We start from the raw sequence: 22,432 nt of genomic DNA, 5'->3' as shown, positions 1-22,432 counted from the left end.
GCAGCCGTGCTCAAGGAAAGTCGCATGATTGTTTGCCTCCGTTCCTGACGATGGCGCTGGAGCGCACGACGGGGTTCTTCGGCATGGAGATTGTGCCCCGCTGCGGTCCTCTTCCGAAAGCGTCCGGGCGGGCGTTTCGAAGGGTGATACCGCTCAGCTCATCCATCCCGTTCGAGATATCACCATTCCTCCAGTGCCGTGACAAGTCCGTTGTTTTACAAGATTTAACCGCGCATCTCGCAATTGCGATAACACTTGCTGCAATTGCGAAGAATTCTTCGCCGAAACTGGCGGAAATCGGCCCCTCGGGCTTCGTCGTCACCGCGGTCGTGCTCCGGCGGCGTCGTCCGGCGACACCGGTCTCAGCGGTTGCGCCGGCGGAAGACCGTGATCTCCGGGACCGCGCGCCCGCCATAGATCTCGAGCTTGCGGATGACGACGCGGCACGCCTCGACCCGCGGGTCCTCGAGGCAGAACTGCACCAGCCCTTCGGCGAGCTGCTCGAGCAGATCAATATGGGGCCTTTTTGGCCAATCTTCCGTCAAGTGACGGAAAACCCTCCCGTAATCGAGACAGTCGTCCAGGGATGTGCCGATGAAGCTACCCTGACGACGGTAGAGCTCGACATCGACGCTGATCTGTTGTGGCGCCGTATGCTCCTCTGGATAGGCGCCGATTCGAACCGCGATCTTCACGTTGCGCAGCGCCAGGCATTGATAGTCGACGTCCTCGTTCCACACCGCGGTGCCTCGTTACTGTTCTTCCGTCGTCGAAGGTGCTAAAGAGAAGGGGCGACGCGCCCGGTACGGCACGACTCGTGCAGGGTATTTCCAACGGCGGCAACTCGTCTACAACAGCAGAAAACGTGGGACGGGCGGCACCGGCACGGGCGGGGCCCGGCGGATGCCGAGAGGATCGGGAGGAGCAAGGAATGCAGGTCAGCGGGGCCGTCGGGCCGAAGCGGCGTTCGCTCGCTCCTTCCGCTGCGGGACGGCTACTCTAGGGGAAAGGACATTCGCGCCATGCAATCGGCATCGGCTTCATCCCGGATCACCGCGGCGGTGGTCGCCGGCGTAGCGCTTCTCGCCGTCATCGGCTGGTGGCGTGCCATGGACAAGAGCTCCGAGCTTGCGGAGACCCGCGCTTCCGCGCAGGCCACCGAGGCGAGTCTGAACGCCAAGATCGGCGAGCTGCAGACGAGCCTCGCGGCCGCGAGCGGGAAGCTCGCCGACACCGAGAGGAAGCTCGCCGACACCGAGAAGGCGGGCGGTGATCTGAAGAGCCTCGAAGCGAAGCTCGCCACGGCCACGACCTCACTCAACCAGCGGCTCGCGGCGCTCGGCGACTACGAGAAGCAGCTCGCGACGCTCGATGGCCAGCTCGCGGCGCGCAAGGCCGACCTCGCGGCGCTGAACCAGCAGATCGCCGATGCCACGAGCCGGCTCAACGCACGTCTCATGGCCTTGGGTGAGCGCGAACGCGAGGAAGCCGACATTACCCGTCGCGTCGCCGATCTGCGCGAGCAGAAGGCCGCTCGCGAGCGCGAGCTCGCCCAGGTCCAGAGCCGGATCAACGAGCGCCTCAAGGTTCTAGGCGAGCGCGAGCAGTCGCTGGCGCACTACGACAACGAGGTACGGGGCGCCGCCTACAAGGTCGAGCAGCTCGAGCAGGAGGCCGCCTCGCTGCAGCCCCAGCTCACCGCGATGAAGAGCCAGCTCGCCCAGATCGACGTCGAGCTCGCGGCCAAGCAGCGTCAGGCCGACGAGAGCTGGCAGCGCTTCGCCAAGGCCAAGCAGGCGCTGGCCGATCTGCGCCAGCTCGTGAAAGAGTGAGGCCCGCCGCCAGGGTCGGCAGCACCGTGCGCCGGGGAGGGATGGCGCTCCTCCTTCTGTTCGGGGCCGCCGTCCCGGCCCCGGCCGCACCGCTGCCAGTGAGCGAGATAGCGCCCGGCGTGTTCGTCCACCAGGGACGGCACGAGGACTTCACGCCCGAAAACGCGGGCGGGATCGCCAATATCGGCTTCGTCGTCGGCTCGACCGGGGTCGCCGTGATCGACACCGGCGGCAGCCGGGCGGAAGGCGAAGCGCTGCTCGAGGCGATCCGGGCGCGCACCGCACTGCCGGTGCGCTGGGTGATCAACACCCATGTCCATCCCGACCACCTGCTCGGCAACGCCGCCTTCCGGGACACCGGGGCGGTCGTGGTGGGGCACGTCAAGCTCGCCGAACGGCTTGCCGAGGCCGGGCCCTACTACCTCGACAACATGCGCCGGCTCCTGGGCCCGGCCTTCGCCGGCAGCGAGACGGTTCCGCCCGGCCATGGAGTGACGGGCACGACGACGCTCGATCTCGGCGACCGCGTCCTCGAGCTGCGCGCCTGGCGCACGGCGCACACCGACACCGACCTCACCGTGCTCGACCGCGCCACCGGCACGCTGTTCACAGGGGATCTCGTCTTCATGGAACGCATCCCGGTCGTCGACGGCAGCCTCCTGGGCTGGATCGGGGTCCTGGACGAGCTCGCCGCCGTTCCGGCGCGGCGCGTGGTGCCGGGCCACGGGCCGCCGAGCGCGCCCTGGCCCGAAGCCCTCCTGCCCGAGAAGCGCTATCTGGAAGCGCTGCGGGACGGGGTCAGGGACGAGCTCGGGCGGAACCGAACCCTGGAGCAGGCCGTTGCTGAGGTGCCGTTGCCGCCTGGCCAGTCGTGGTTGCTCGCAGGCGAGAACCATCCCCGCAACGTCACCGCGAGCTACACGGAGCTGGAGTGGGAATGAGCCGGTGAGGGCCTTGGCAAGCCTGAAGCCGGGTCGGCCGCGCCGTGGCGGCCCGGTTCGCGCGGCGGCCGCGGCGGAGGACGCAAGGCCTATCTGGGTGAGGGTCGGATGAGCATCATCGCATGGATCGTCTTGGGGCTGATCGCGGGTGCGATCGCGAAGCTCCTGATGCCGGGGCGTGACCCGGGCGGCATCTTCATCACCATCGTCATCGGCATCGTCGGCGCCATCATCGGCGGATTCATCGGCAGCGCCCTGGGCTTCGGCGACGTCACCGGCGTGAACTTCCCGAGCCTTTTGATCGCGGTCCTGGGTTCGATCATTCTTCTCATCATCTACCGCATGGTGCGCCGGCCGACCGTGTGATCCGAACGAGCCAGGATTCCGGTCGATCGGCTCGCGAGGGCCGGCGCCCGTCGCCGGCCCTCGCGATTCTCGTCTCGGCTGTTGATCCGGCCAGCCCCGCCGCTATGTTGCGGGGGACGCTGCGCGGGAGAACGACGATGCGACGATCGGGGATAGCGCTCACGGCCGCCTTCCTTCTCACCGCACCCGTGGCTGCGGCTTCGGCCGCGGAGGACAACTGGCCCTCGATCCGAGACGCCCTGTTCCAGGATCGGGAGCTCCTGGACGGTGCCGGCGTCATGGTGCTCGAGGCGCCGGCCCGTGCCGAGGACGCGGCGGTGGTGCCGGTGACGATCAAGGCGCTCGTCCCGCAGGCGCCGGAGCGCTGGATAAAGGCGCTGCACCTCGTCATCGACAACAATCCCGCTCCCGTGGCAGGCGTGTTCCACTTCTTCCCGGAGAGCGGCAGAGCTACCGTCGCGACCCGTGTCCGGGTCAACGAGTACACGAAGCTGCACGCCGTGGCCGAGACCTCCGACGGCAGGCTCTACGTCGTCGAGCGCTTCATCAAGGCCTCGGGCGGCTGCTCGGCGCCGGCGCTCAAGGACAAGGAGGCGGCGCTGGCGCGGCTGGGCAGGATGCAGCTCAAGCCGATGACGCCGTTCGCGGCCGGCGCGGTGAACGAGGCGCAGCTCCTCGTGAGCCATCCCAACTACACGGGCCTGCAGATCGATCAGCTCACCCGCAACTGGATCGCCCCGGATTATGTCCGCTCGATCAAGGTGCGCTACGGCGACAAGCCCGTGCTCGAGGCCGAGACCGACATCTCGATCTCCGAGGACCCGGCGATCACCTTCTCGTTCGTACCCGAGGGACCGGCGACGATGGCGGTCGAGGTGGAGGACAGCAAGGGGCGGCGCTTCGAGCGGAGCTGGCCGATCGGCTCCAGCAGCTAGCGGGAATCTTGCTCTCCTCCCCGGCACGGTGCCATGCTCGGCGCATGGACGAGGAAGCTCGCGCATCCGGACTGATCGTCGGCCCCGACGGGCAGGCGCGCTGCGCCTGGCACGGCAACGATCCGCTCTATCTCGCCTACCACGACGAGGAATGGGGCCGCCCTACCGCCGACGACCGCTACCTCTTCGAGAAGCTCTGCCTCGAGGGGTTCCAGGCCGGCCTTTCCTGGCTCACCATCCTCAGGAAGCGCGAGAACCTCCGCCGCGCCTTCGCGAACTTCGAGCCTCCGGCCCTTTTGGCCTTCGGCGCAGCCGACGTCGAGCGGCTCGTGAACGATGCCGGCATCGTGCGGCACCGCGGCAAGATCGAATCGGTGCTCAACAACGCGCGGCGTGCGCTCGCCCTCGTCGAGGAGGCGGGCTCGCTCGCGGCGTTCGTCTGGCGCTTCGCACCTTCGAGCCGGCTGCAGCGGCTCGACTGGGCCACGCTCAAGACACGCACGAGAACGCCGGAATCGACAATGCTGAGCCGGGAGCTCCGGCGCCGCGGCTGGAGCTTCGTCGGGCCCACCACGGTTTACGCCTTCATGCAGGCCGTCGGAATCGTGAACGACCACATCGAAGGCTGCTGCCGGCGCGAGCCGGTCGAGGCCCTGCGCCGGGCGTTCGTGCCGCCGGCCTAGCGCTCATCGGGCTCGGCTCGGATCTCCGGTCAGGACACGACGCAGGATTCGGGAACGCGAGGCCGACGCGCCGAGCCTGCTGAGCGTCGCCTTTCTGCAAAGCCTGATTCACGGCGGCCGGGAGACCCGGCCCGTGAGCCCGCTGCTCGACCGGTGGAGCGGGCCGACGCGAGGCCGCGATCCCTCGGTCGGCGCGCTCGGCCGGACGATCGCGGCCCTGGCGCGCTTCCTCGGGAGCCTGACCGGCCGCGGCCTCGAGGAACTCGGGAAGGAGGCGCGGCAGGGCGCGGCCGCCGTCACGCCTTCGGCAGCTCGCAGGTGAACTTCTTGAGTGCCCAGTCCGGGTGCTGGGCCACCCACTCGGCGGCGCGGAACTGGGCGCGCCACACGCATTGAGGAAGCTGCATCTCCTCCAGGAACGGCACATGGAAGGTCTCGCAGTGCTGCGGGTTCTTGAGGAGGCAGGCGAGGAGGACGAGTTCGACCATCGGGGCTGCTCGCTGGCGGCTGTCGCAGGAGAGAAGCTGCCCATCCGGCGGCAGCTTTCAAGATCTCTTGCACGGCCGCCGTCACAGGTCGGCATCGGGGCTGCGAGGCCTTTACCTCCAGGGAGGGGCTATCTAGGTTGGCTGGCACGGACGCCGCTGTGGTGCCACTCGCCCTGTGGTGCCGGCGGCAGGACGAAACCCGAGACGATCAGGTAGGCCCATGCGCTTCGACAAGGCCCGGCATGGCGCGTCCGCGCTCTGCCTCCTGCTCCTGCTCGTGCTCGGCGCGCCGCTTCGTGCTGCCGAGCTCGAGGTCACGATCACCTATCTCGGACGCAAGGAGCCGCCCAGGATCCCGCTCTCCCTGGTCGAGCCGGTGCTCGAGGACGAGGGGGTCAAGGGTGCCGAGCAGGGCATCAAGGACAACCAGACCACGGGCCGGTTCATCGGACACGACTACACGCTGCGCGAGCGGATCGTGCCCACGGACGGCGACCCGGCAGCGGAGCTCCGCAAGGCCATCGAGGCGGGCGAGCGTCTGTTCGTGGTCGATCTCAAGGCGCCTGACCTTCTGGCGCTGGCACCGGTCGCGGACGAGGCCGGGGCGCTGCTCTTCAACGCCCGCGCCGAGGACGACGTGCTGCGGACCAAGCAGTGCTTCAAGAGCACGTTCCACGTCGCACCCTCGCGGGCGATGAAGGCGGACGCGCTGGCGCAGTACCTGGTCTGGAAGCGCTGGCAGCGCTGGTTTCTGATCGAGGGCTCGCACCCCGAGGACAAGCTTCTGGCCGACGCCTATCGTCGGGCGGCGAAGAAGTTCGGCGCCAAGATCGTGGAGGCGCGTACCTACGAGGACACGGGCGGCGCGCGCCGCACCGACACCGGTCACGTCCAGGTGCAGAGCCAGATGCCGGTGTTCACGCAAGGCGCGTCCGAATATGATGTCCTGATCGCCGCCGACGAGAACGACGTCTTCGCCGAATACCTCCCCTACCGCACCTGGGATGCCCGGCCGGTGGCGGGCTCGGCCGGGCTCGTGCCCACGGCCTGGAGCCGGGTGAACGAGCAGTGGGGCGGCACCCAGCTGCAGCGGCGGTTCGAGAAGTTCGCCGGCCGGCCGATGACCGAGCGCGACTTCAACGCCTGGCTCGCGGTGCGCGGAATCGGCGAGGCGGTGACGCGCTCCAGGAACGCCGAGCCCAAGGCGCTCCACGACTACATGGTGAGCGAGAGCTTCGAGGTCGGCGCCTTCAAGGGCCAGGGGCTCTCGTTCCGGCGCTGGGACCAGCAGATGCGCCAGCCGATTCTGCTCGTCACTCCGCGCATGCTGGTCTCGGTCTCGCCGCAGGACCAGTTCCTCCACCAGAGGACACCCTTGGACACGCTGGGCTTCGACGAGCCCGAAAGCCAATGCCGCCTGAACTGAGAGGCCCCTCCCCCATGCGCTCGAACCCGCTCGCCCTCGCCGTTCTCGGCAGCATCCTCGGTCTCATCGGCGCCGCGCAGGCGCGCGAGATCTACGTCACCAACGAGAAAGGCAACTCGATCACCGTGATCGACGGCGACAGGCTCGCCGTGGTCGACACCATTCCGGTCGGCAACCGGCCGCGCGGCATCGCGCTCGCGAAGGACGGCAGGCATCTCTATGTCTGCGCTTCCGACGACGACACGATCCAGATCATCGACACGGAGACGCGCAAGGTCGTGGGCACCCTTCCTTCCGGCCCCGATCCCGAGCAGATGACCCTCTCGCCGGACGGCTCGCTCCTCTACGTCGCCAACGAGGACGACAACATGGTGACGGTGGTCGACATCGCGAGCCGGCAGGTCGTCAACGAGATCCCGGTCGGGGTCGAGCCCGAGGGCATGGGGGTGAGCCACGACGGGAAATGGGTGGTCAACACCTCCGAGACCACCAACATGGCGCACTTCATCGACACCGAGACGCACGAGATCACCGACAACGTGCTCGTGGATCAGCGCCCGCGCTATGCTGCCTGGACCGCGGACGACGCCGAGATCTGGGTCAGCTCCGAGATCGGCGGCACGGTGAGCGTCATCGACAACGCGTCGCGCAAGGTGACGCACAAGATCTCGTTCGAGATCCGGGGCGTGCCGTCGCAGGCGATCCAGCCCGTGGCGATCCGCATCACCAGGGACCGCAAATGGGCCTTCGTGGCGCTGGGACCCTCGAACCGGGTCGCCGTGATCGACGCCAGGACCTACAAGGTCGAGAAGTATCTTCTGGTCGGCCAGCGGGTCTGGCAGCTCGCCTTCAGCCCGGACGAGAAGTTCCTCTACACGACCAACGGGGTCTCGAACGACGTCTCGGTCATCGACGTGGGCAGGCTCGAGGTGGTGAAGTCGATCCCGGTGGGCTCCTTCCCCTGGGGTGTGGTGGTCAAGGATTGAGGTGCCGGGCATGAGGACCATCGGGACGATACGATGCGCGGCAGCGGGTGGTCTGCTGCTGGCCCTCGCCACGGTCCTGCCGGCCGGGGCCGCACAGGAGAGCGACTGGCCCTGCGTGCAGCGTCTGGTTCCTTCCTTGGAGGCCGGGCAGATGTGGTCGGGTCCGCCGCTCGACAGTGTGGCCGGCAGGCCGGCGCCGCCCGAGCTCGACCAGCTCGCCCGCGCCCTGATCGACCCCGATCTGGCGCCGGAGGCGATGGACGCCAAGGTGCGGGCGTTCGCCGACGCGATGCCGGCGGAGCAGCGGGCGGAGCGGCTGACGCTTCTGTTCCGCACGGCGCTCGACCGGCTCAACGAGGAGCGCGCGAACCTGATCGCCGGCATCAAGCGCTATGCCAAGCGCCAGCGCGCTCTCGCCGAGAAGATCACCGCCGAGACCCGCGACCTCGCGGCGGCGAAGAAGGATGCGCCCGGCGACGGCCCGCGCCTGCAGGAGCTGCAGGCGGCCTACGACTGGGACACGCGGGTGTTTACCGACCGCGCGCGCCAGCTCCGCCTCGTCTGCGACCAGCCCGTCCGTCTGGAGCAGCGCGCCTTCGCGCTCGCCCGCGCCATCCAGGGTCATCTGCCATGAGACGCCTCCCCTTCCCCGCTGCCGCTGCGGCGCTGGTGCTGCTGCTCGCGAGCGCCGCACCGCTCGCCGCCGCCGAGACCGTGGCGCACCGCGTGTTCGAGGCGGGCCTGCTCGCCGATGTCGCGAAGCCCACGGTCCTGCGCTATCGCTTCGAGCTGCAGGGCAAGGCGATCGATCCGCCCTACCGGAGCCATGTCGACATGGACGTGCGCGAGGTTGGCACGGATGGCGAGAAGAAGGTGTTCTTCGACATGTTCGAGGGCGCCAACCGCCGCCAGTTCGGCCCGATGGCGGCCCGCGAGCAGAACCCTCTCGTGATCGTGTTCCTGCAGCGGGACGTGAACCAGATGGGCAATCTCACGGGTGGCTCGGCATTCTACTTCCAGCAGCAGATCCGCAAGGCGTTCAACGATCCGGCCGAGGTCGAAGCCGTCGAGGTGAGCGTGGACGACCGGAAGCTCCCGGCGACGCGGCTCGTGATCAGGCCGTTCCGGAACGATCCGCAGATCGAGCGCTTCCCGAGGTTCAAGGACAAGGCTTACGAGTTCGTCGTCGCCGAGGGCGTGCCGGGCGGCCTCTACCGCATCGCGAGCCGCACGCCCGATCCCGGCGACGGCCATCTGATCCTCGAGGAGAGCATGACCTTCGAGGAGGTGGTGCCATGAAGGCAAGCAGAGGATCGAGGGGATGGATGCTCCTCGCCATCGCATGGGCGGTTGGCATGGCCGCGGTCCTGTCCGGCCGGGGAGCCGGGGCGGCGCCCGTGGGCTACCCGACCGAGGCGCTCGCCGACTACGTCTTCGGCTGCATGGCAACGAACGGGCAGACCCAGGAGGCGCTGCACAGGTGCTCCTGCTCGATCGACCACATCGCGGACAAGCTGAGCTACGACGAGTACGTTCAGGCCGAGACGGTGCTGCGGATGCAGCAGGTCCCGGGTGGCGACGACCGGATCACCATGTTCCGCACCTCGCCCTGGGCGCAGCAGATGGTGGACCGGCTGCGCCAGGCGCAGGTCGAGGCCGAGGGTAAGTGCTTCTGAGCGGGCCGTGACGGCGGCGCCCTCCGTAGAGCTGCCTGCGAAACGTCGCAGCGCGGCGTCGCTCTGGTCGTGATGCGGACCGGGACCGGGCAGTGTGTGCGCCCGGCCGGCGGCGGCGATCCGGCTCGAGCCGGGGCGGCAGCTACCCTCTGCAGTGCTCGACCACCGTTGGGTCGAGGCGGGCGAGATGGTGGCCGGCCTGCCACGGTCCAGGAACGCTGGGGACCCGGAATGCGGGCCTATCCGAGAACCATTCGAGCGGCCCAGGTCCGAGGTCGGGTTGTCCTCGAGGCATTCCGGCTTGGCATCCGGCCGCCGCCCGATGCCGGCGCGTGTGACCGTGGACTCTTGGTCGGCGGGTAGGCACCGGGCAGCGGGTCGGAGAGCAGGATGCCAGTGCCGTCGATCTGGTGTGGCAATAAAGAAATAAAGAAAAACGATAGCGTGTTTTTCTGGACATGTGTCTTTCCGGCGCCCTAGACGATTCCGGACCTTGATGGTCCGCTGCCGTGATCCGCCGCCGATCCCGGTTCGTCTGCTCACGCCCACGAGGGAGCGAGGGAAACATGATCACCGCCGTGCTGAACCAGAAAGGTGGCGTCGGGAAGACGACGATAGCGCTGCACCTCGCGGCGGCCCTGGCCGCACGCGGGGCCAAGGTCATGCTCGTGGACGCCGATCCGCAGGGCTCGGCGCTCGACTGGGCGGCAGCGCGTGAAGGCGAGCCGCCGTTCGCGGTCATCGGCCTGCCGCGGCCCAACCTGCATCGCGAGATCCCGCGTCACGCCGAGACCTACGATCACGTGGTGATTGACGGCCCGCCACGGGTGAACGAGCTCGCCCGCTCGGCGCTGCTCGCCGCCGACACGGTCGTGGTGCCGGTGCAGCCCTCGCCCTACGACGTCTGGGCGGCGCGCGAGATCGTGGCGCTGTTGCGCGAGGCGCACGTTTTTAAAGAAAGGCAGATTGCAAGATTCGTGGTCAATCGTAAGATCGTGAACACGGCGATCGGGCGCGACGTGGTGGAGGCGCTGGCCGAGTTCGAGCTGCCGGTGCTGCCCACGGCACTTTGCCAGCGCGTGGCGTTCGCGGAGTGCGCGGCGCAGGGCCGGACCGTGCTCGAGGTCGACCCGCAAGGCCCCGCGGCGCGCGAGGTCCGCGCATTGTGCGAGGAGCTCTTGGCAGCTTCGGCGGGAGGACAGGCATGAAGAAGAAGGTGGCGTTCGGCACCCAGCCCAAGACGGCGGCACCGGCACCCGACCCGGAAGCCTGGGTCGAGCGGCGGGCCGAGCCGGAGCCCTTGAAGCGCCTGACGATCGACATCCCGAAGAGCCTGCACGCCCGCATCAAGAGCCAGTGCGCGCTGCGCGGCACCAAGATGGTGGAGGAGATCCGCCAGATGCTCGAGGAGGCTTATCCGGAGAACCGTTGATGCGGTTGGACGGATTTCCGTATTTCCGTGATCGAGGCCGCGTTACCCGGTGCTGTCCGGGAAACGAAGCCGTCGAGGTGCCGGTAGCCGGCCCGTGCTGCAGGCGCCTGCGGCCGTGTTGATACGTATTCCTGTAAATACGCAAATCCGTTTTTTCTCGGCTGAGTCGCCCGTGCTGACGGAGAGGGCTTCTCCTTGTTGCGTGCCGGCAGTCCGGCCGGTGGGCATGCCAAAGCCGGCGCGGCAGGCTCAGCGCGGATCCGATCGAGGTGAATCTGCCGCGCCGCTCTCGGGAGCGGGGTCTGTCGTCTTCACAGTTTTCTGCATTTCCGTATATGTGCGGTCGTCGACGAGGCATCACTTCCTGCTTCCTGCCATCGCCGGTATCGGCGTTCGTCTCCGTCCTCGTGCAGAGCCGGGGGCGGACATATCTGCCCCGTTCACATATTTCATCATTTCTGGCTAGCCGTATTTCCGTGGAAGCGCCGTCGAGGGCGCAATGCCTGCGTCCGACCATCGCGGCACGCGCTCCAGGAAGGCTGCCCCGCGGCTACCTGGACACGCGAGAACGCCCTGTCCTATTCGAGACGGTCGGTGCAGCCGCGACGGCCGCGTGCCTCGCTCCGAACGGTCCGTTGGAGGACACCCATGATCGTCCAGGCCTGCCTCAACGGCGCGCGCCCGCGGGATTTCCACCCTCGCCTGCCCGTCACCGTCGCCGCCATCGTCGCGGATGCCGTCGAAGCCGTGGCCGCCGGCGCTGCCGAGCTGCATCTCCACGTCCGCGGCGCGGACGGGGCGGAAAGCCTGGCGCCGGCGGCGGTGGATGCCACACTCGCCGCCCTTCGGGACCGGCTGCCCGGCACGCTGATCGGCATCAGCACCGGAGCCTGGATCGAGCAGGACGACGATCGCCGCCTCGCCATGATCGACGGCTGGCGCCTGCTGCCGGACCATGCCTCGGTCAATCTCGGCGAGGCCGGAGCGCCGGCGGTCGTCGAGCGGCTGCACCGCCGCGGCATCGGCGTGGAGGCGGGCCTGGCGAGCGCGGCCGATGCCGAGCGCCTGGTGCGGCTCGGGCTGGCACCGCTGGCGCTCCGCATCCTGGTCGAGATCGAGGAGCAGGCGCTCGACGCGGCGATGGCATCGGCCGATGCCATCCTGGCGGTGCTGGCGCGCGCCGGCATCAGGAAGCCCGTGCTGCTGCACGGCTTCGATGCGACGGTCTGGCCGTTCGTGGCGCGCGCCGCGCGGCAAGGCTTCTCCGCCCGTGTCGGGCTCGAGGACGGGGCCACGCTGCCGGACGGCACGACCGCAGCAGCGAACGCCGCCCTGGTCGCGGCTGCGGTCGCGATGATGCGCCGCGTCTGACCTGCCTGCCGCTTCCGGACCGGACCGGTGCTACGGCCGGAGATCGGAGCGGGGGAGGGGCGGCGCATGCCCGAGCCGTTCGGGTCTTCCGGCCTTGTTTCCGGCTTTCTGTAATGCCGTGCTTCCAGAAAACCGCCGAGGCGTCAGGCCTGCAGCCGCACCGGCCCGAGGGCGGGCGCCTCGCGCATGGGGCGGCGATAGACGAACGGTGGGGGAGGGGCGGTCGATTCGGCGCTCGCCACCTCGAACAGGGCGCGATGGAACGGCGAGAGCTCGCACGCCGGGTCGGTCGCCGTCGGATCGCCGGTCAGCGCCAGAGCCTGGCAGCGGCAGCCGCCGAAGTCGATCTCCTTGCGCTCGCAGGAGCGGCAGGGCTCCGGCAGCCAGTCGGTGCCACGGAAAACCTGAAAAGCGGGGCTCTCCTGCCAGATCCAGCGCAAGGGATGTTCGCGGACCGAGGCGAAGGTGAGACCGGGAATCGACGCTGCCGCGTGGCAGGGCATCACCTTGCCCTGCGGCGTCACGTTGAGCACGTTCGAGCCCCAGCCGCCCATGCAGGGCTTGGGGCGCTTCGCCCAGTAGTCCGGGATGACGTAGTCGATCACGAGTCGGCCACGCAGCTCGCGGCGGGCGCGCTCGACGATGGCGGTCGCGGCCTCGAGCTGCTCGCGCGTGGGCATGAGCGCCGCCCGATTGAGGAGCGCCCAGCCGTAATACTGCACGTGCGCGACCTCGATCCGGTGCGCACCGAGCTCGAGAGCGAGCCCGATCATGTCTTCGAGCTCGTCGAGATTCTGCCGGTGCACCACGGCGTTCACCGTGAGCGGCAGGCCGACAGCACGGACTGCGCGCCCGACGGCGACCTTCTTCGCGTGACCGCCGCGATAGCCGCCGATGCGATCGGAGGTCTCCGGCTTCGCACCCTGGAAGCTGAGCTGGACGTGGTCGAGCCCCGCCTCGCGCAGTGCTTGCAGGCGGCGCTCGTCGAGCAGGACGCCGGCGGTGATCAGGTTGGTGTAAAGCCCGAGGCCGCGGGCATGGGCCACGATCGCCTCGAGATCCTGCCGTGCCGTCGGCTCGCCGCCCGAAAGATGGACCTGGAGGACGCCCAAGGCCTCGGCCTCGTCCAGGACCCGGCACCATTCGGCGGTCGAGAGCTCGTCGCTCGCCCGCTCGAGCTCGAGCGGGTTCGAGCAGTAGGGACATTGCAGGGGACAGCGGTGGGTGAGCTCCGCGAGAAGCCCCATCGGCGGCTCGGTCCAGGGATCGCGCCGCCCCAAAGGCAGCCCGGCGTCAGCCATGCATCGTCTCCCGTGCCTCGACCGAGAGGAACCCCTGATCGGCCAGATCCTGCAGCATGCGCCGCACGTCGGCGCTGATCGTCGCGCGCGGTGCGGAGAACTCCTCGGCGAGCGCGTCGATCACCTCGCCGAGCCGCCGGCGGTCGCCGAGGCGCTCCAGGATCAGCACCGAGGTGGGGCAGGGGAACAGGACCCGCTCGGGTGCGAGCAGCACCCAGCGGTCGCGCACGCGATCGAAGCGCAGCCGGACCCAGGGCGGCAGCCCGACCGTGTCGGTCTCGGCGAGAGCGGCGAGGCTCATGCTGCCTCCTGCGCCGGCAGATCGGCCGGAACGAAGGCACCCTTCGGGATGCCGCCGCCCAGCACGTAGGCATGGTGCAGCGCATCGAGCTGTGCCCACAGAACGTCGCATTTGAAGATCAACGCTTTTACGACCGCAAAGCGCTTCTCGGCCGTGTCGGCGTGCTCACGCACGTAAGCCAGGGCGAAGCCGGCATCGCGCGGCGCCTGGTCGAGGCGGCGGCGGAAATAGGCCACCATCTCCTCGCTGACGAAGTCGTAGTTCTGGAGGAGGCCCGGAATCCGCTCCTCGTGGATCTTGGGCGCGAACAGCTCGGTGAGCGAGGAGGCGACCGCCTCGAGCAGGGTCTGCTCGCGGACGAAGCGGACATAGGCGTCGACCGCGAACCTGGTCGCGGGCAGGATGCCCTCTTCCGAGCGGACATAGTCGGGATCGAGGCCCAAGCCCTGGCACAGGCGGAGCCAGCGCGCGATGCCGCCTTCCTGCTCGCCGAACCCGTCATGGTCGAGGATGCGCACGAGCCACTCCCGCCTGAGCTCGCGGTCCGCGCAGCGCGACATCAGCGCTGCGTCCTTCATCGGGATGCGGCTCTGGTAGTAGTAGCGGTTCAGCGCCCAGGCCTGCACCTGGCCGCGGGTCAGCCTGCCCGTGTGCAGGAGGCGGTGGAACGGGTGCAGGATGTGGTAGCGCTCGGCGCCCACCTCGCGGAGCGCCGCCTCGAGCTGGTCCGCGTTCTCGAGTGTCTGGTAGCGGGCGTAGGTCAAAGACTCAGCTCCATGCCGTCGAAGGCGACCTCCCAGCCGGCCCGCTCGAGCTCCATCCGCTCGGGGCTGTCGGCGAGGAGCGCCGGGTTGGTGTTGTTGATGTGAAGGAAGATCCGCCGGTCGACTGGCACCGGGCGCAGCCGGGCGATCGCACCCTCGGGCCCGCTCATGCTGATGTGGCCCATACGCTGCCCGGTCTTACGGCCGACACCCTGCAGGATCATCTCGTCGTCGCACCAGAGCGTGCCGTCGAGGAAGAGAACGTCGGCGCCGGCGATCCGCCCGAGCAGCGGCTCCGTGAGCCGGGCGCAGTTCGCGAGGTAGACCACGCGCCGGCCGTCCGCCTCGATCTCGAGCCCGAGCGTGTCGCCCTCGAGCGCCGCGGTATCGAGGACGCTCCCGGCCTCGCGCTCGAGATAGAGCGGCAGCTTGCCGGGGGCGAGGAACGGCAGGACCGTGAGCCCGAGCGGCCTGCCATCCGCGGCCTCGAGCGTGGTCGCGGTCTCCGGCACGAGCTCGCGTCTCGGCACGATCGTCCGGTCGACGACCTCGAAGATCGGGTTGCGGTCCAGTACACGATGAACGCGGGCATGGGCATAGAGCGCGAAAGGCGTACCCTCGCGCAGATGGAGGAGGCCCGCGATCGCATCGACGTCGCCGTTGGTCAGGACGACTGCGGCGATGGGCGAGGAGCGAAGGCCGGTCTTGGGCTGCAGAGCAGGAGTGACTTCGATCTGCTGGCGGAGATCGGGCGAGGCGTTGACGAGCACCCAACACTCGCCGTCGGCCGATACGGCGACCGAGGCCTGGGTGGCGGGCCGTGCCGCCGGATCACCGGCGCGGGCGCGCCGGCAGGCCTCGCTGTTCGCGTTCCACTGCGGAAAGCCGCCGCCGGCGGCGGCGCCGAGCACACGCATCTGCATGACCGGGTTCCCGCCGACGGCGCGCTCCGATGATGCTGCTCAGGCCTGCGCCGGCAGGTACATCGTCACTTCCATGCTCACCGGGGTCGTCTCGACCTTCGGGGCCTGCCACACCTTCTTGTCCATGATCTCTCTCCCTGATGAGTGGAGGACTGCCGGGCACGAACGCCCGTGCTTTGGATCTGACATCGGCATCCGGCACCGGCCAGTTTTCGCAGCCATAGGCCGATGCTTATGCTGCGGCGCCGCAAGGGTCCGTTCCTTCCGGCGGACCCGTATTCCCGTTGAAGCGTCATTCTGTGTTTCCGGATTTCCGTGGAGACGCATTTCCAGATACAGCGGGGGATTGACCCCGCCGAGACCCTCGTTCAGGCAGGCGCGAGCGAGCAGCTTTCCTTGCCTGGACCCGGCGCATGCGCAGCAGCCTTCTCGCCCGTCCGATCAACGGCCCGTTCGAGGACCCCGGTGTCTTCGTCGATCTCCTGCACGGCCGGCGCGCCTTCCTGTTCGATCTGGGCGATCTCGGGGCGCTTTCCGTGCGGGAGGCGCTGAGGGTGCGCGACATTTTCGTCTCGCATACCCACATGGACCATTTCTGCGGCTTCGATCGCCTCCTGCGCTTATGCCTCGGGCGGGACATGGAGCTGCGCCTGTTCGGCCCGCCCGAGCTGATCGAGCATGTCGAGCACAAGCTCAGCGCCTATACCTGGAACTTGATTCAGGGCTACGAGAACGAGCTCTCGTTCGTGGTGGCCGAGCTGCATCCGGAGGGGAAGGGACGGCGCGCCGTGTTCCGTCTGCGCGACGGCTTCGCCCGCAGCGAGGAGACGGAGATCGCGTTTCCGGACGGCGTCCTGTTCGAGGAGGGCAACTTACGGGCCCATGCCGCGATCCTCGACCACGGCATTCCCTGCCTCGGCTTCGCGCTCGAGGAAAAGTGGCACGTCAACGTCTACAAGAACCGCCTGATCGAGCTCGGGCTCGAGAAGGGGCCCTGGCTGCGTGAGCTGAAGGCGCTGGTGCTGGCCGAAGCGCCGGAGGACACGCCGGTGATCGCGTGGTGGAGCCGGGGCGGCCGGCGTGTCGAGCGGGAGCTCGCCCTCGGCGAGCTCAAGCGGATGCTCCTCGACGTGGTCCGAGGCGACCGCATCGCCTACGTCACCGACGTCGCCTATACCGAAGCCAACGTCGCCGCCATCGTCGCCCTCGCGCGCGAGGCCGAGATCCTGTTCATCGAGGCGACCTTCCTCGACCGCGAGCGGGAGCGGGCCGCAGCCCGGCGGCACCTCACCGCGAGGCAGGCCGGCACGATCGCGCGGCTCGCCGGCGCCAAGCGGGTCGTGCCGTTCCATTTCTCGCCGCGCTACGTCGAGGAGGAGGCGGCGCTCTACCTCGAGCTCGATGCCGCCTTCGCCGACGACGGTTGACGATCCGGCCGTCTCCCGCGGCCGACGGCGGCCTCCCGAACGTCTCATGCTGCCAAGGCTACCGGCTCCACCTCTGCAAGGAGCTGCCAGGCCGTGATCCGCTGCCGCTTGCCCCGCAGCGTCATGGTGCCCAGCCGTTGCACCGCCCAACCCTCGCCCATGGCTGCACGGAAGCCATCCGAGACGACGATGCGCGTCTCGGTATCCGTGTCGCGCCCTGCGCCCCGGGCCTGCTGCTGCAGCCGCGCCGCCGTGTTGATCGCATCGCCGGCGAGCGTGCCGAGGCCCAGCCGGCCGGCGCTGAGCCGGGCCGTCACCACGGGGCCGACATGAAGCCCGATCCGCACGCCGACGATGGGCCAGCCTTCGGAAAGAAGCCGGCGGTTCAGGACGGCGACCGCCATTGCCACCTCGAGGGCGCAGGATGCGGCGGCACGAGGGTGGTCCGTGGCAGCGGCGGATGCCGGGCCCATAGCTGGGGCGAAGATCGCGAGCACGCCGTCGCCCATGACCTGCTCGATCGTGCCGCCGTGCCGGAGCACCGGCTCGGCGATCGCGTCGAGATACCGGCCCAGCCACGTCGCGAGCGCCGGCGGGGTCAGCTTCTCGGCGACCGCCGTGAACCCCGAGAGGTCCGCGAACATCACCGCCACGACCCTGACCCCACCCTCGTCGCTCACGGTCGCGAGCGACCGGCTCGGCCGGAACCTGGTACGCTCGTTCGTGCTCATGACTGCCTCATCTCCAGTATCGAGACGAGGGTATCCTCGCCGGGGCACGTTTCCGATGCGTGCCAGGGCTGTAACACCTGTCACAATCGATCGGCGAGCACGAGCGCGCTTCTACGGAGATGCGCTTACACGTCCAAGCACTTTTCCGTATTTCATGTCTTCTGTAGGGCGCCGCTGCGCGCTTCAGCTCGCGAGCGACCGCGCCGCCGGCTCCGCTCCGGTGCCCGCTCTGGCCAGGAAGGGCGGCGTCGGCCCGACCGGCGGCGACTTCAGGGCCGCGCCCGCTTCCTGCAGCGCGCGCAGGAACGTGGCGAAGGGCTGGGCGTGGCGGTACTGTGGCGGCACCAGCGCCACGATCGGCCGCTCCAGCTCCGGCACGGCGTAGAGATCGACGTCGTAGAGCATGCGGCCGCCGAGATGGGCGCAGAGCTGCGGCACGAGCGCCACGCCCAGCCCTGCCTCGACCATGGCGAGCGCGGATTCGTAGGTCCGGCACTGCGCCACCACCTCGTGCCGCGGCAGGACCCGCCGATACCACTCCTCGACCCGCTGGTTGTGCAGGTTGCCGAAGTTGAACGCGATCGTGCGGTTGAGCAGACGGCGCTGCGCCGGGGTCAAGTCCCAGTCGGGCTCGCCGACGCAGCCGAGATCGAGGCCTTTCGGGGTGGCGAGCACGTAAGGGTCCCGAGCCACGTCCACCCGGCTGAACGAGATCCGGTTCGCGGCCAGCGACATCGCGGAGAGCAGGGCGATCTGCAGGTTGCGGCCGTAGAGCTGCTCGAGCGCCTCGGCCGGCGCCAGCTCGTGCACGTCGAGCTCGAGCTCCGGAAATTCCTGGAGCGCGCGCGCGAAAGCGCCCGGCACGATGGTCCGGGCGAGCGAGGACAGAGCACCCAGGGAGATCCGGGCCCGCCGCCCCATCCTGAACTCGGCGAGCCCGGCCTCGGCCTCGTCCATCTCGGCCAGGATGATCTCGGCCTTGCGCAGGAGAAAGCGGCCGGCATCGGTGAGCACGAGCTGGTTGTTGACGCGGTCGAACAGCCGGCCGCCGACGGCGCTCTCGAGCTTGGCGAGCTGCTGCGAGAGGGAGGGCTGGGTCACGCCGAGCTGCTTCGCCACGCGGGTGAGCGATTCGCTGTGCGCGACCGCCCAGAAGATCCGGAGCTGGTGGAGCGTGATCATCGGCCGCTACCGCAGCGGGCGGCACCCGTTCCCGTCGGTGTCACGATGCTCGAGCCTCCCTCGGGGTCGCGACGCGATCGGCGCGCGGCCGGCTCTTCTGCCTAGCATATCTGGGCCGGCCCGCCAGCCGTGCCAAGGTCGAAAGCGGCCGCGCCCGGCTCAGGGCACCGGGCTGAAATCCGCCGTCTCGGCGGCGCGTCGGTCGAAGCTGTAGGTGGTGGCGCAGCCGGCGCGGCGGTTGAGCACGCCGATGAGACAGTCGGGAAAATCCGTGCGACTGGCTCTATAGGTCCTCAAGGCCTCTTCGACCGCATCCTGCTCGTGGATGTGCAGGGCGCGGGCACAAAGCAGAAGCTCGATGAGCTCGGCGACCTTGGCGCGCGAGAGCCGCTTCGAGCGTTGCAGCACCCAGGCGAACTCGCACAGCACGATATGGTTCACATGAACCGTTTCCCCGCTTTCGGCCAATTGCTCCAAAAGCCGCCGCGCTCGCGGCGCATGCGGGTCGCTCTCGTCCGTGAACGCCCGCAGGAGGACGTTGGTACCGAGCCCGATCATTCGCGGGAGCGCCGGTCCTTCTCGAGGATCTCCTCGGCGATCGCATCGTCGATCCCTTCCAATGTCAGCGGGACGGTCCCTGCCGGCAGGATCCCGAACAGCTCCTTGAGCTCGATCGTCCGGCGCTTGCGCATGACGACCCGATCGTCGCCGCTCGGCACCAGCTCGACCTTGTCGCCGGGCTTGAGGCCGAGCTGGTCGCGGATCTCCTTGGGCACGGTGAGCTGGCCCTTGCTCGTCATGGTCGCCGTGGCCATGGCATCTTCCTTGCCGCTGACGGTCTGTCCTTACTCCGGCAGGGAGAGTAAGGTGCCGGCCGTTCGCCGGCAAGGACGAAGCCAGCCATGGATATCCGTCAGCTCCGCTACCTCGTAGCACTCGCCCGCGAGCGGCACTTCGCCCGCGCCGCCGAGGCCTGCGGCGTGGCCCAGCCCACGCTCTCGGCGGGGCTGCGCAACCTCGAGGACGAGCTCGGCGTGCCGGTGGTCGAGCGCGGCAACCGCTTCAAGGGCCTGACACCCGAAGGCGAGCGCGTGCTGGCCTGGGCGCAGCGCATCCTCGCCGACTGCGACGCGCTCGAGCAGGAGCTGATCGAGGCGCGCCGCAGCCTCAAGGGCCGGGTCGCGATCGGCGTGATCCCCTCGGCGCTGACCATGGTGGCCGACCTCACGACCGCGCTCCTCGCGCGTCAGCCGGGCATCGGGCTGAAGCTCCTCTCGATGAGCTCGATCGAGATCCAGCGCGGGCTCGACAGCTTCGAGCTCCACGCCGGCGTCACCTATCTCGACAACGAGCCTCTGACCCGCGTGCGCGCCCTGCCGCTCTACCGCGAGCGCTACGTGCTTCTCGTGAGGAGAGGGCAGGGGCTCGACGGGCGCTCCGGCATCGGCTGGGCGGAAGCGGCCGGACAGCGGCTCTGTCTGCTGGTGCCCGAGATGCAGAACCGGCGCATCATCGATGCCGCCTTCGCCAGGGCCGGCGCGCGGCCCTCGCCCGTGGTCGAGACCGATTCCATGGTGGCGCTCGTGAGCCACGTCCGCGAGGCGGGCCTCGCCGCCATCGTGCCGGAACACTTCCTGCCCAGGCTCGCCGCGGAGGAAGGGCTCGTGTCGCTGCGGCTGGAGGCGCCGGAGGTGGTGCACACGGTGGGCCTCGTCGTCGCCGAGCGCGATCCGATCCCGCCCGTGGTGGCAGCGCTCTGGGCGGCGGCGCAGACGATCGCCCAGATGGTCGGGGCATGATCGCCGCATCCTATCGGATCATCTGGAAAACGGATTTGCCTTGTGATCTCATCGCCTCCTAAATCCCTGCCGACGCAGGAGCGAGGGAGGCGCGTGCGAGCGGATGGCCGCTGTCACCGAGCAATCGCGGCCGCAAGGGCGGCCGCTGCATCCCGGCAAGGGTGAGAAGCGCGGCCGGACCACACCGCGCGGCCGTCAGGTCGACCCCGAGGCCCTGAGCGAGATTCGCGCGCTTCTGGGCGACCGCCCGCGGCGGCGCGATCTCCTGATCGAGTTTCTCCACCTGATCCAGGACCGCTGGGGCCACATCTCGGCGCAGCATCTCGCCGCACTCGCCGAGGAGCTGCGCCTGCCCCAGGCCGAGGCGTTCGAGGTCGCGACCTTCTATCACCACTTCGACGTGGTGAAGGAAGGCGAGACTCCGCCGCCGCCCGTCACCGTCCGGGTCTGCGACAGCCTCACCTGCGCCATGTTCGGCGCGCAGAAGCTTCTGGCCGAGCTCGAGGCCGGCCTCGATCCCGCGCGCGTGCGCGTCGTCGCCGCCCCCTGCATGGGGGCCTGCAGCCACGCGCCCGCCGTCATGGTCGGCAAGCGCCGCGTCGAGCCCGCCACGGCCGAGCTCGTGAAGGAGGTGGTCGCCGCGGGCGCGTACGACCCCGTCCTGCCCGAGCCCATCGGTTTCGAGGACTATGTCGCGCACGGCGGCTACCAGCTCTATCGCCGCCTCGCCGGCCTCGACCCGCATACCTTCCATGCCGGCCCGAGCGTGCGCCTGCTCGACGCGCTCAACGATTCGGGCCTGCGCGGCTTGGGAGGTGCCGGCTTTCCCACGGGGCGCAAGTGGGAGATCGTCCGCAGCCAGCCCGCGCCGCGCTACATGTGCGTGAATGCCGACGAGGGCGAGCCCGGCACCTTCAAGGACCGCTATTATCTGCGCCGCGACCCGCACCGCTTCCTCGAGGGTGCGTTGTGCGCCGCGCACTCGATCGAGGCCGAGCGGGTCTACATCTATCTCCGCGACGAGTACCCCGCGATCCGCGAGATCCTGCTTGGGGCGATCGCCCGCATCGAGGCCGAAGGGCTGGTCCGCCCCGGCTATCTCGAGCTGCGCCGCGGGGCAGGGGCCTATATCTGTGGCGAAGAATCGGCGATGATCGAGAGCATCGAGGGCAAGCGCGGCCTGCCCCGGCATCGTCCGCCCTACGTCGCGCAGGTCGGCCTGTTCGGCCGGCCGACCCTCGTCAACAATGTCGAGACCCTGTTCTGGGTGCGCGACATCGTCGAGAAGGGCCCGGCCTGGTTCGCGCAGCAGGGCCGCCACGGCAGCAAGGGCCTGCGCTCCTACTCCGTCTCGGGCCGGGTCATGGACCCCGGCGTCAAGCTCGCCCCGGCCGGCATCACCGTGCGCGAGCTGATCGACGAGTTCTGCGGCGGCATGGCCCCCGGCCACCGCTTCCGTGCCTATCTCCCCGGGGGCGCTTCGGGCGGGATCCTGCCGGCATCGATGGCCGACATCCCGCTCGATTTCGGCAAGCTCGAGCACTTGGGCTGCTTCGTGGGCTCCCATGCCGTCGTCGTCCTCTCCGACAAGGACGACCTCAAGGAAGTCGTCCGCAACCTGATGCGCTTCTTCGAGGACGAATCCTGCGGCCAGTGCACGCCCTGCCGGGTCGGCACCGAGAAGGCGGTGAAGCTCATGCAGCAGCCGGTCTGGGACACGGCGCTTCTCGCCGAGCTCTCCCGCGCCATGACCGACGCCTCGATCTGCGGCCTGGGCCAGGCGGCGAGCAACCCGCTCAAGTGCCTGATGAAATACTTTCCCGAGGAGTTCGCCGCTTGAGACGGAACTCGAGGCTGCCCAGATTGTA

General features: G+C 69.0%; 28 protein-coding genes. 17 read left to right on the top strand and 11 right to left on the bottom strand.

Annotated features, from left to right (window positions below):
- Positions 1-362: 362 nt before the first annotated feature.
- Positions 363-740 carry a dihydroneopterin aldolase gene (locus U1T56_RS08105; protein WP_418158947.1) on the bottom strand — a complete coding sequence of 126 codons (378 nt, stop codon included), beginning with the start codon at positions 738-740 and terminating at the stop codon, positions 363-365.
- Between the two features lie 282 nt (positions 741-1,022).
- Here U1T56_RS08105 and U1T56_RS08100 point away from each other — a divergent pair, with 282 nt between their 5' ends.
- From U1T56_RS08100 to U1T56_RS08075, 6 genes are all read left to right on the top strand, one after another.
- A complete protein-coding gene (locus tag U1T56_RS08100) occupies positions 1,023-1,832 on the top strand; it encodes a hypothetical protein (protein ID WP_418158946.1) in 810 nt (269 codons plus the stop codon).
- Between the two features lie 41 nt (positions 1,833-1,873).
- Positions 1,874-2,773: a quinoprotein relay system zinc metallohydrolase 2 gene (locus tag U1T56_RS08095; protein WP_418158945.1), complete on the top strand. Its 900-nt coding sequence runs from the start codon at positions 1,874-1,876 to the stop codon at positions 2,771-2,773.
- A gap of 108 nt (positions 2,774-2,881) precedes the next feature.
- Positions 2,882-3,139: a GlsB/YeaQ/YmgE family stress response membrane protein gene (locus U1T56_RS08090; protein WP_418158944.1), complete on the top strand. Its 258-nt coding sequence runs from the start codon at positions 2,882-2,884 to the stop codon at positions 3,137-3,139.
- 137 nt (positions 3,140-3,276) lie between these two features.
- Positions 3,277-4,074 carry a quinoprotein dehydrogenase-associated SoxYZ-like carrier gene (locus U1T56_RS08085; RefSeq protein WP_418158943.1) on the top strand — a complete coding sequence of 266 codons (798 nt, stop codon included), beginning with the start codon at positions 3,277-3,279 and terminating at the stop codon, positions 4,072-4,074.
- Between the two features lie 44 nt (positions 4,075-4,118).
- Positions 4,119-4,757, top strand: a complete 639-nt coding sequence (locus U1T56_RS08080; protein WP_418158942.1) for a DNA-3-methyladenine glycosylase I — start codon at positions 4,119-4,121, stop codon at positions 4,755-4,757.
- A 133-nt stretch (positions 4,758-4,890) separates the two neighbouring features.
- The gene (locus U1T56_RS08075; protein ID WP_418158941.1) at positions 4,891-5,079 is read left to right on the top strand and encodes a hypothetical protein; all 189 of its coding nucleotides are present in this window, start codon (positions 4,891-4,893) and stop codon (positions 5,077-5,079) included.
- Here the strand turns inward: U1T56_RS08075 and U1T56_RS08070 are convergent.
- Positions 5,054-5,245: a hypothetical protein gene (locus U1T56_RS08070; RefSeq protein WP_418158940.1), complete on the bottom strand. Its 192-nt coding sequence runs from the start codon at positions 5,243-5,245 to the stop codon at positions 5,054-5,056. The genes U1T56_RS08075 and U1T56_RS08070 overlap by 26 nt on opposite strands.
- 220 nt (positions 5,246-5,465) lie before the next feature.
- Between U1T56_RS08070 and U1T56_RS08065 the strand changes: the two genes are divergently transcribed.
- From U1T56_RS08065 to U1T56_RS08030, 8 genes are all read left to right on the top strand, one after another.
- Positions 5,466-6,671, top strand: coding sequence for an ABC transporter substrate-binding protein (locus tag U1T56_RS08065; RefSeq protein WP_418158939.1), 1,206 nt, complete (start codon positions 5,466-5,468; stop codon positions 6,669-6,671).
- Between the two features lie 14 nt (positions 6,672-6,685).
- Positions 6,686-7,657 carry a YVTN family beta-propeller repeat protein gene (locus U1T56_RS08060; protein ID WP_418158938.1) on the top strand — a complete coding sequence of 324 codons (972 nt, stop codon included), beginning with the start codon at positions 6,686-6,688 and terminating at the stop codon, positions 7,655-7,657.
- Between the two features lie 10 nt (positions 7,658-7,667).
- Positions 7,668-8,291, top strand: a complete 624-nt coding sequence (locus U1T56_RS08055) for a hypothetical protein (RefSeq protein ID WP_418158937.1) — start codon at positions 7,668-7,670, stop codon at positions 8,289-8,291.
- Positions 8,288-8,956: a hypothetical protein gene (locus tag U1T56_RS08050; RefSeq protein ID WP_418158936.1), complete on the top strand. Its 669-nt coding sequence runs from the start codon at positions 8,288-8,290 to the stop codon at positions 8,954-8,956. The genes U1T56_RS08055 and U1T56_RS08050 overlap by 4 nt, the downstream gene beginning before the upstream one ends.
- A gap of 26 nt (positions 8,957-8,982) precedes the next feature.
- A complete protein-coding gene (locus tag U1T56_RS08045) occupies positions 8,983-9,333 on the top strand; it encodes a hypothetical protein (RefSeq protein WP_418158935.1) in 351 nt (116 codons plus the stop codon).
- Between the two features lie 566 nt (positions 9,334-9,899).
- Positions 9,900-10,541 (top strand): ParA family partition ATPase, encoded by a 642-nt coding sequence (gene parA / locus U1T56_RS08040; protein ID WP_418158934.1) that lies wholly within the window; start codon positions 9,900-9,902, stop codon positions 10,539-10,541.
- The gene (locus tag U1T56_RS08035; protein ID WP_418158933.1) at positions 10,538-10,765 is read left to right on the top strand and encodes a hypothetical protein; all 228 of its coding nucleotides are present in this window, start codon (positions 10,538-10,540) and stop codon (positions 10,763-10,765) included. Before parA ends, U1T56_RS08035 begins: the two co-directional genes overlap by 4 nt.
- A gap of 648 nt (positions 10,766-11,413) precedes the next feature.
- Positions 11,414-12,136 carry a 3-keto-5-aminohexanoate cleavage protein gene (locus U1T56_RS08030; protein ID WP_418158932.1) on the top strand — a complete coding sequence of 241 codons (723 nt, stop codon included), beginning with the start codon at positions 11,414-11,416 and terminating at the stop codon, positions 12,134-12,136.
- A gap of 143 nt (positions 12,137-12,279) precedes the next feature.
- Here the strand turns inward: U1T56_RS08030 and pqqE are convergent, their stop codons facing one another.
- The 5 genes from pqqE to pqqA are packed head-to-tail and all read right to left on the bottom strand — an operon-like array spanning position 12,280 to position 15,551.
- Complete coding sequence (gene pqqE, locus U1T56_RS08025; RefSeq protein ID WP_418158931.1) at positions 12,280-13,437, bottom strand: pyrroloquinoline quinone biosynthesis protein PqqE; 1,158 nt, start codon at positions 13,435-13,437, stop codon at positions 12,280-12,282.
- A complete protein-coding gene (gene pqqD / locus U1T56_RS08020) occupies positions 13,430-13,738 on the bottom strand; it encodes a pyrroloquinoline quinone biosynthesis peptide chaperone PqqD (RefSeq protein WP_418158930.1) in 309 nt (102 codons plus the stop codon). The genes pqqE and pqqD overlap by 8 nt, the downstream gene beginning before the upstream one ends.
- Entirely contained in the window at positions 13,735-14,502 is a 768-nt protein-coding gene (pqqC, locus tag U1T56_RS08015) for a pyrroloquinoline-quinone synthase PqqC (RefSeq protein WP_418158929.1), read from the bottom strand. Before pqqC ends, pqqD begins: the two co-directional genes overlap by 4 nt.
- Complete coding sequence (pqqB, locus tag U1T56_RS08010; RefSeq protein WP_418158928.1) at positions 14,499-15,425, bottom strand: pyrroloquinoline quinone biosynthesis protein PqqB; 927 nt, start codon at positions 15,423-15,425, stop codon at positions 14,499-14,501. Before pqqB ends, pqqC begins: the two co-directional genes overlap by 4 nt.
- 39 nt (positions 15,426-15,464) lie before the next feature.
- Entirely contained in the window at positions 15,465-15,551 is an 87-nt protein-coding gene (gene pqqA, locus U1T56_RS08005; protein ID WP_418159038.1) for a pyrroloquinoline quinone precursor peptide PqqA, read from the bottom strand.
- Between the two features lie 287 nt (positions 15,552-15,838).
- Between pqqA and U1T56_RS08000 the strand changes: the two genes are divergently transcribed.
- On the top strand, positions 15,839-16,852 hold the full coding sequence (locus U1T56_RS08000) for a ribonuclease Z (RefSeq protein ID WP_418158927.1): 1,014 nt from the start codon (positions 15,839-15,841) through the stop codon (positions 16,850-16,852).
- 44 nt (positions 16,853-16,896) lie between these two features.
- On the opposite strand, the gene U1T56_RS07995 is transcribed toward U1T56_RS08000, so the two are convergent.
- The 4 genes from U1T56_RS07995 to U1T56_RS07980 all read right to left on the bottom strand — a co-directional run bounded on the left by U1T56_RS07995 (position 16,897) and on the right by U1T56_RS07980 (position 19,580).
- Positions 16,897-17,583: an adenylate/guanylate cyclase domain-containing protein gene (locus tag U1T56_RS07995; protein WP_418158926.1), complete on the bottom strand. Its 687-nt coding sequence runs from the start codon at positions 17,581-17,583 to the stop codon at positions 16,897-16,899.
- Positions 17,584-17,766: 183 nt separating this feature from the next.
- A complete protein-coding gene (locus tag U1T56_RS07990; RefSeq protein WP_418158925.1) occupies positions 17,767-18,765 on the bottom strand; it encodes a LysR family transcriptional regulator in 999 nt (332 codons plus the stop codon).
- A 159-nt stretch (positions 18,766-18,924) separates the two neighbouring features.
- Positions 18,925-19,323 carry a PIN domain-containing protein gene (locus U1T56_RS07985; protein ID WP_418158924.1) on the bottom strand — a complete coding sequence of 133 codons (399 nt, stop codon included), beginning with the start codon at positions 19,321-19,323 and terminating at the stop codon, positions 18,925-18,927.
- Positions 19,320-19,580: an AbrB/MazE/SpoVT family DNA-binding domain-containing protein gene (locus tag U1T56_RS07980; protein WP_418158923.1), complete on the bottom strand. Its 261-nt coding sequence runs from the start codon at positions 19,578-19,580 to the stop codon at positions 19,320-19,322. The genes U1T56_RS07985 and U1T56_RS07980 overlap by 4 nt, the downstream gene beginning before the upstream one ends.
- 87 nt (positions 19,581-19,667) lie before the next feature.
- Between U1T56_RS07980 and U1T56_RS07975 the strand changes: the two genes are divergently transcribed.
- Together U1T56_RS07975 and U1T56_RS07970 are read left to right on the top strand one after the other, a co-directional pair.
- Positions 19,668-20,564 (top strand): LysR family transcriptional regulator, encoded by an 897-nt coding sequence (locus U1T56_RS07975; RefSeq protein ID WP_418158922.1) that lies wholly within the window; start codon positions 19,668-19,670, stop codon positions 20,562-20,564.
- Positions 20,565-20,667: 103 nt separating this feature from the next.
- A complete protein-coding gene (locus tag U1T56_RS07970) occupies positions 20,668-22,404 on the top strand; it encodes an NAD(P)H-dependent oxidoreductase subunit E (protein ID WP_418158921.1) in 1,737 nt (578 codons plus the stop codon).
- Positions 22,405-22,432: the final 28 nt, after the last annotated feature.

The organism is Benzoatithermus flavus, assembly GCF_037908215.1.
GTDB classification, from domain to species: Bacteria; Pseudomonadota; Alphaproteobacteria; order Geminicoccales; family Geminicoccaceae; genus Benzoatithermus; species Benzoatithermus flavus.
The sequence above is the reverse complement of the archived record's forward strand: the minus strand, read 5'-3'. Positions and strand labels throughout refer to the sequence as shown.

Coding starts and splice junctions, on each gene's coding strand:
- pqqD (WP_418158930.1), bottom strand. CDS start 13,738: ATGAGCCTCGCCGCTCTCGCCGAGACCGACACGGTCGGGCTGCCGCCC.
- U1T56_RS07970 (WP_418158921.1), top strand. CDS start 20,668: ATGGCCGCTGTCACCGAGCAATCGCGGCCGCAAGGGCGGCCGCTGCAT.
- pqqE (WP_418158931.1), bottom strand. CDS start 13,437: ATGGCTGACGCCGGGCTGCCTTTGGGGCGGCGCGATCCCTGGACCGAG.
- pqqA (WP_418159038.1), bottom strand. CDS start 15,551: ATGGACAAGAAGGTGTGGCAGGCCCCGAAGGTCGAGACGACCCCGGTG.
- U1T56_RS08030 (WP_418158932.1), top strand. CDS start 11,414: ATGATCGTCCAGGCCTGCCTCAACGGCGCGCGCCCGCGGGATTTCCAC.
- U1T56_RS07990 (WP_418158925.1), bottom strand. CDS start 18,765: ATGATCACGCTCCACCAGCTCCGGATCTTCTGGGCGGTCGCGCACAGC.
- U1T56_RS08055 (WP_418158937.1), top strand. CDS start 7,668: ATGAGGACCATCGGGACGATACGATGCGCGGCAGCGGGTGGTCTGCTG.
- U1T56_RS08060 (WP_418158938.1), top strand. CDS start 6,686: ATGCGCTCGAACCCGCTCGCCCTCGCCGTTCTCGGCAGCATCCTCGGT.
- U1T56_RS08035 (WP_418158933.1), top strand. CDS start 10,538: ATGAAGAAGAAGGTGGCGTTCGGCACCCAGCCCAAGACGGCGGCACCG.
- U1T56_RS08080 (WP_418158942.1), top strand. CDS start 4,119: ATGGACGAGGAAGCTCGCGCATCCGGACTGATCGTCGGCCCCGACGGG.
- pqqB (WP_418158928.1), bottom strand. CDS start 15,425: ATGCAGATGCGTGTGCTCGGCGCCGCCGCCGGCGGCGGCTTTCCGCAG.
- U1T56_RS08045 (WP_418158935.1), top strand. CDS start 8,983: ATGCTCCTCGCCATCGCATGGGCGGTTGGCATGGCCGCGGTCCTGTCC.
- U1T56_RS08085 (WP_418158943.1), top strand. CDS start 3,277: ATGCGACGATCGGGGATAGCGCTCACGGCCGCCTTCCTTCTCACCGCA.
- U1T56_RS08065 (WP_418158939.1), top strand. CDS start 5,466: ATGCGCTTCGACAAGGCCCGGCATGGCGCGTCCGCGCTCTGCCTCCTG.
- U1T56_RS07995 (WP_418158926.1), bottom strand. CDS start 17,583: ATGAGCACGAACGAGCGTACCAGGTTCCGGCCGAGCCGGTCGCTCGCG.
- U1T56_RS08000 (WP_418158927.1), top strand. CDS start 15,839: ATGCGCAGCAGCCTTCTCGCCCGTCCGATCAACGGCCCGTTCGAGGAC.
- U1T56_RS07985 (WP_418158924.1), bottom strand. CDS start 19,323: ATGATCGGGCTCGGTACCAACGTCCTCCTGCGGGCGTTCACGGACGAG.
- parA (WP_418158934.1), top strand. CDS start 9,900: ATGATCACCGCCGTGCTGAACCAGAAAGGTGGCGTCGGGAAGACGACG.
- U1T56_RS08070 (WP_418158940.1), bottom strand. CDS start 5,245: ATGGTCGAACTCGTCCTCCTCGCCTGCCTCCTCAAGAACCCGCAGCAC.
- U1T56_RS08090 (WP_418158944.1), top strand. CDS start 2,882: ATGAGCATCATCGCATGGATCGTCTTGGGGCTGATCGCGGGTGCGATC.
- U1T56_RS08095 (WP_418158945.1), top strand. CDS start 1,874: ATGGCGCTCCTCCTTCTGTTCGGGGCCGCCGTCCCGGCCCCGGCCGCA.
- U1T56_RS08050 (WP_418158936.1), top strand. CDS start 8,288: ATGAGACGCCTCCCCTTCCCCGCTGCCGCTGCGGCGCTGGTGCTGCTG.
- U1T56_RS07980 (WP_418158923.1), bottom strand. CDS start 19,580: ATGGCCACGGCGACCATGACGAGCAAGGGCCAGCTCACCGTGCCCAAG.
- U1T56_RS08100 (WP_418158946.1), top strand. CDS start 1,023: ATGCAATCGGCATCGGCTTCATCCCGGATCACCGCGGCGGTGGTCGCC.
- U1T56_RS07975 (WP_418158922.1), top strand. CDS start 19,668: ATGGATATCCGTCAGCTCCGCTACCTCGTAGCACTCGCCCGCGAGCGG.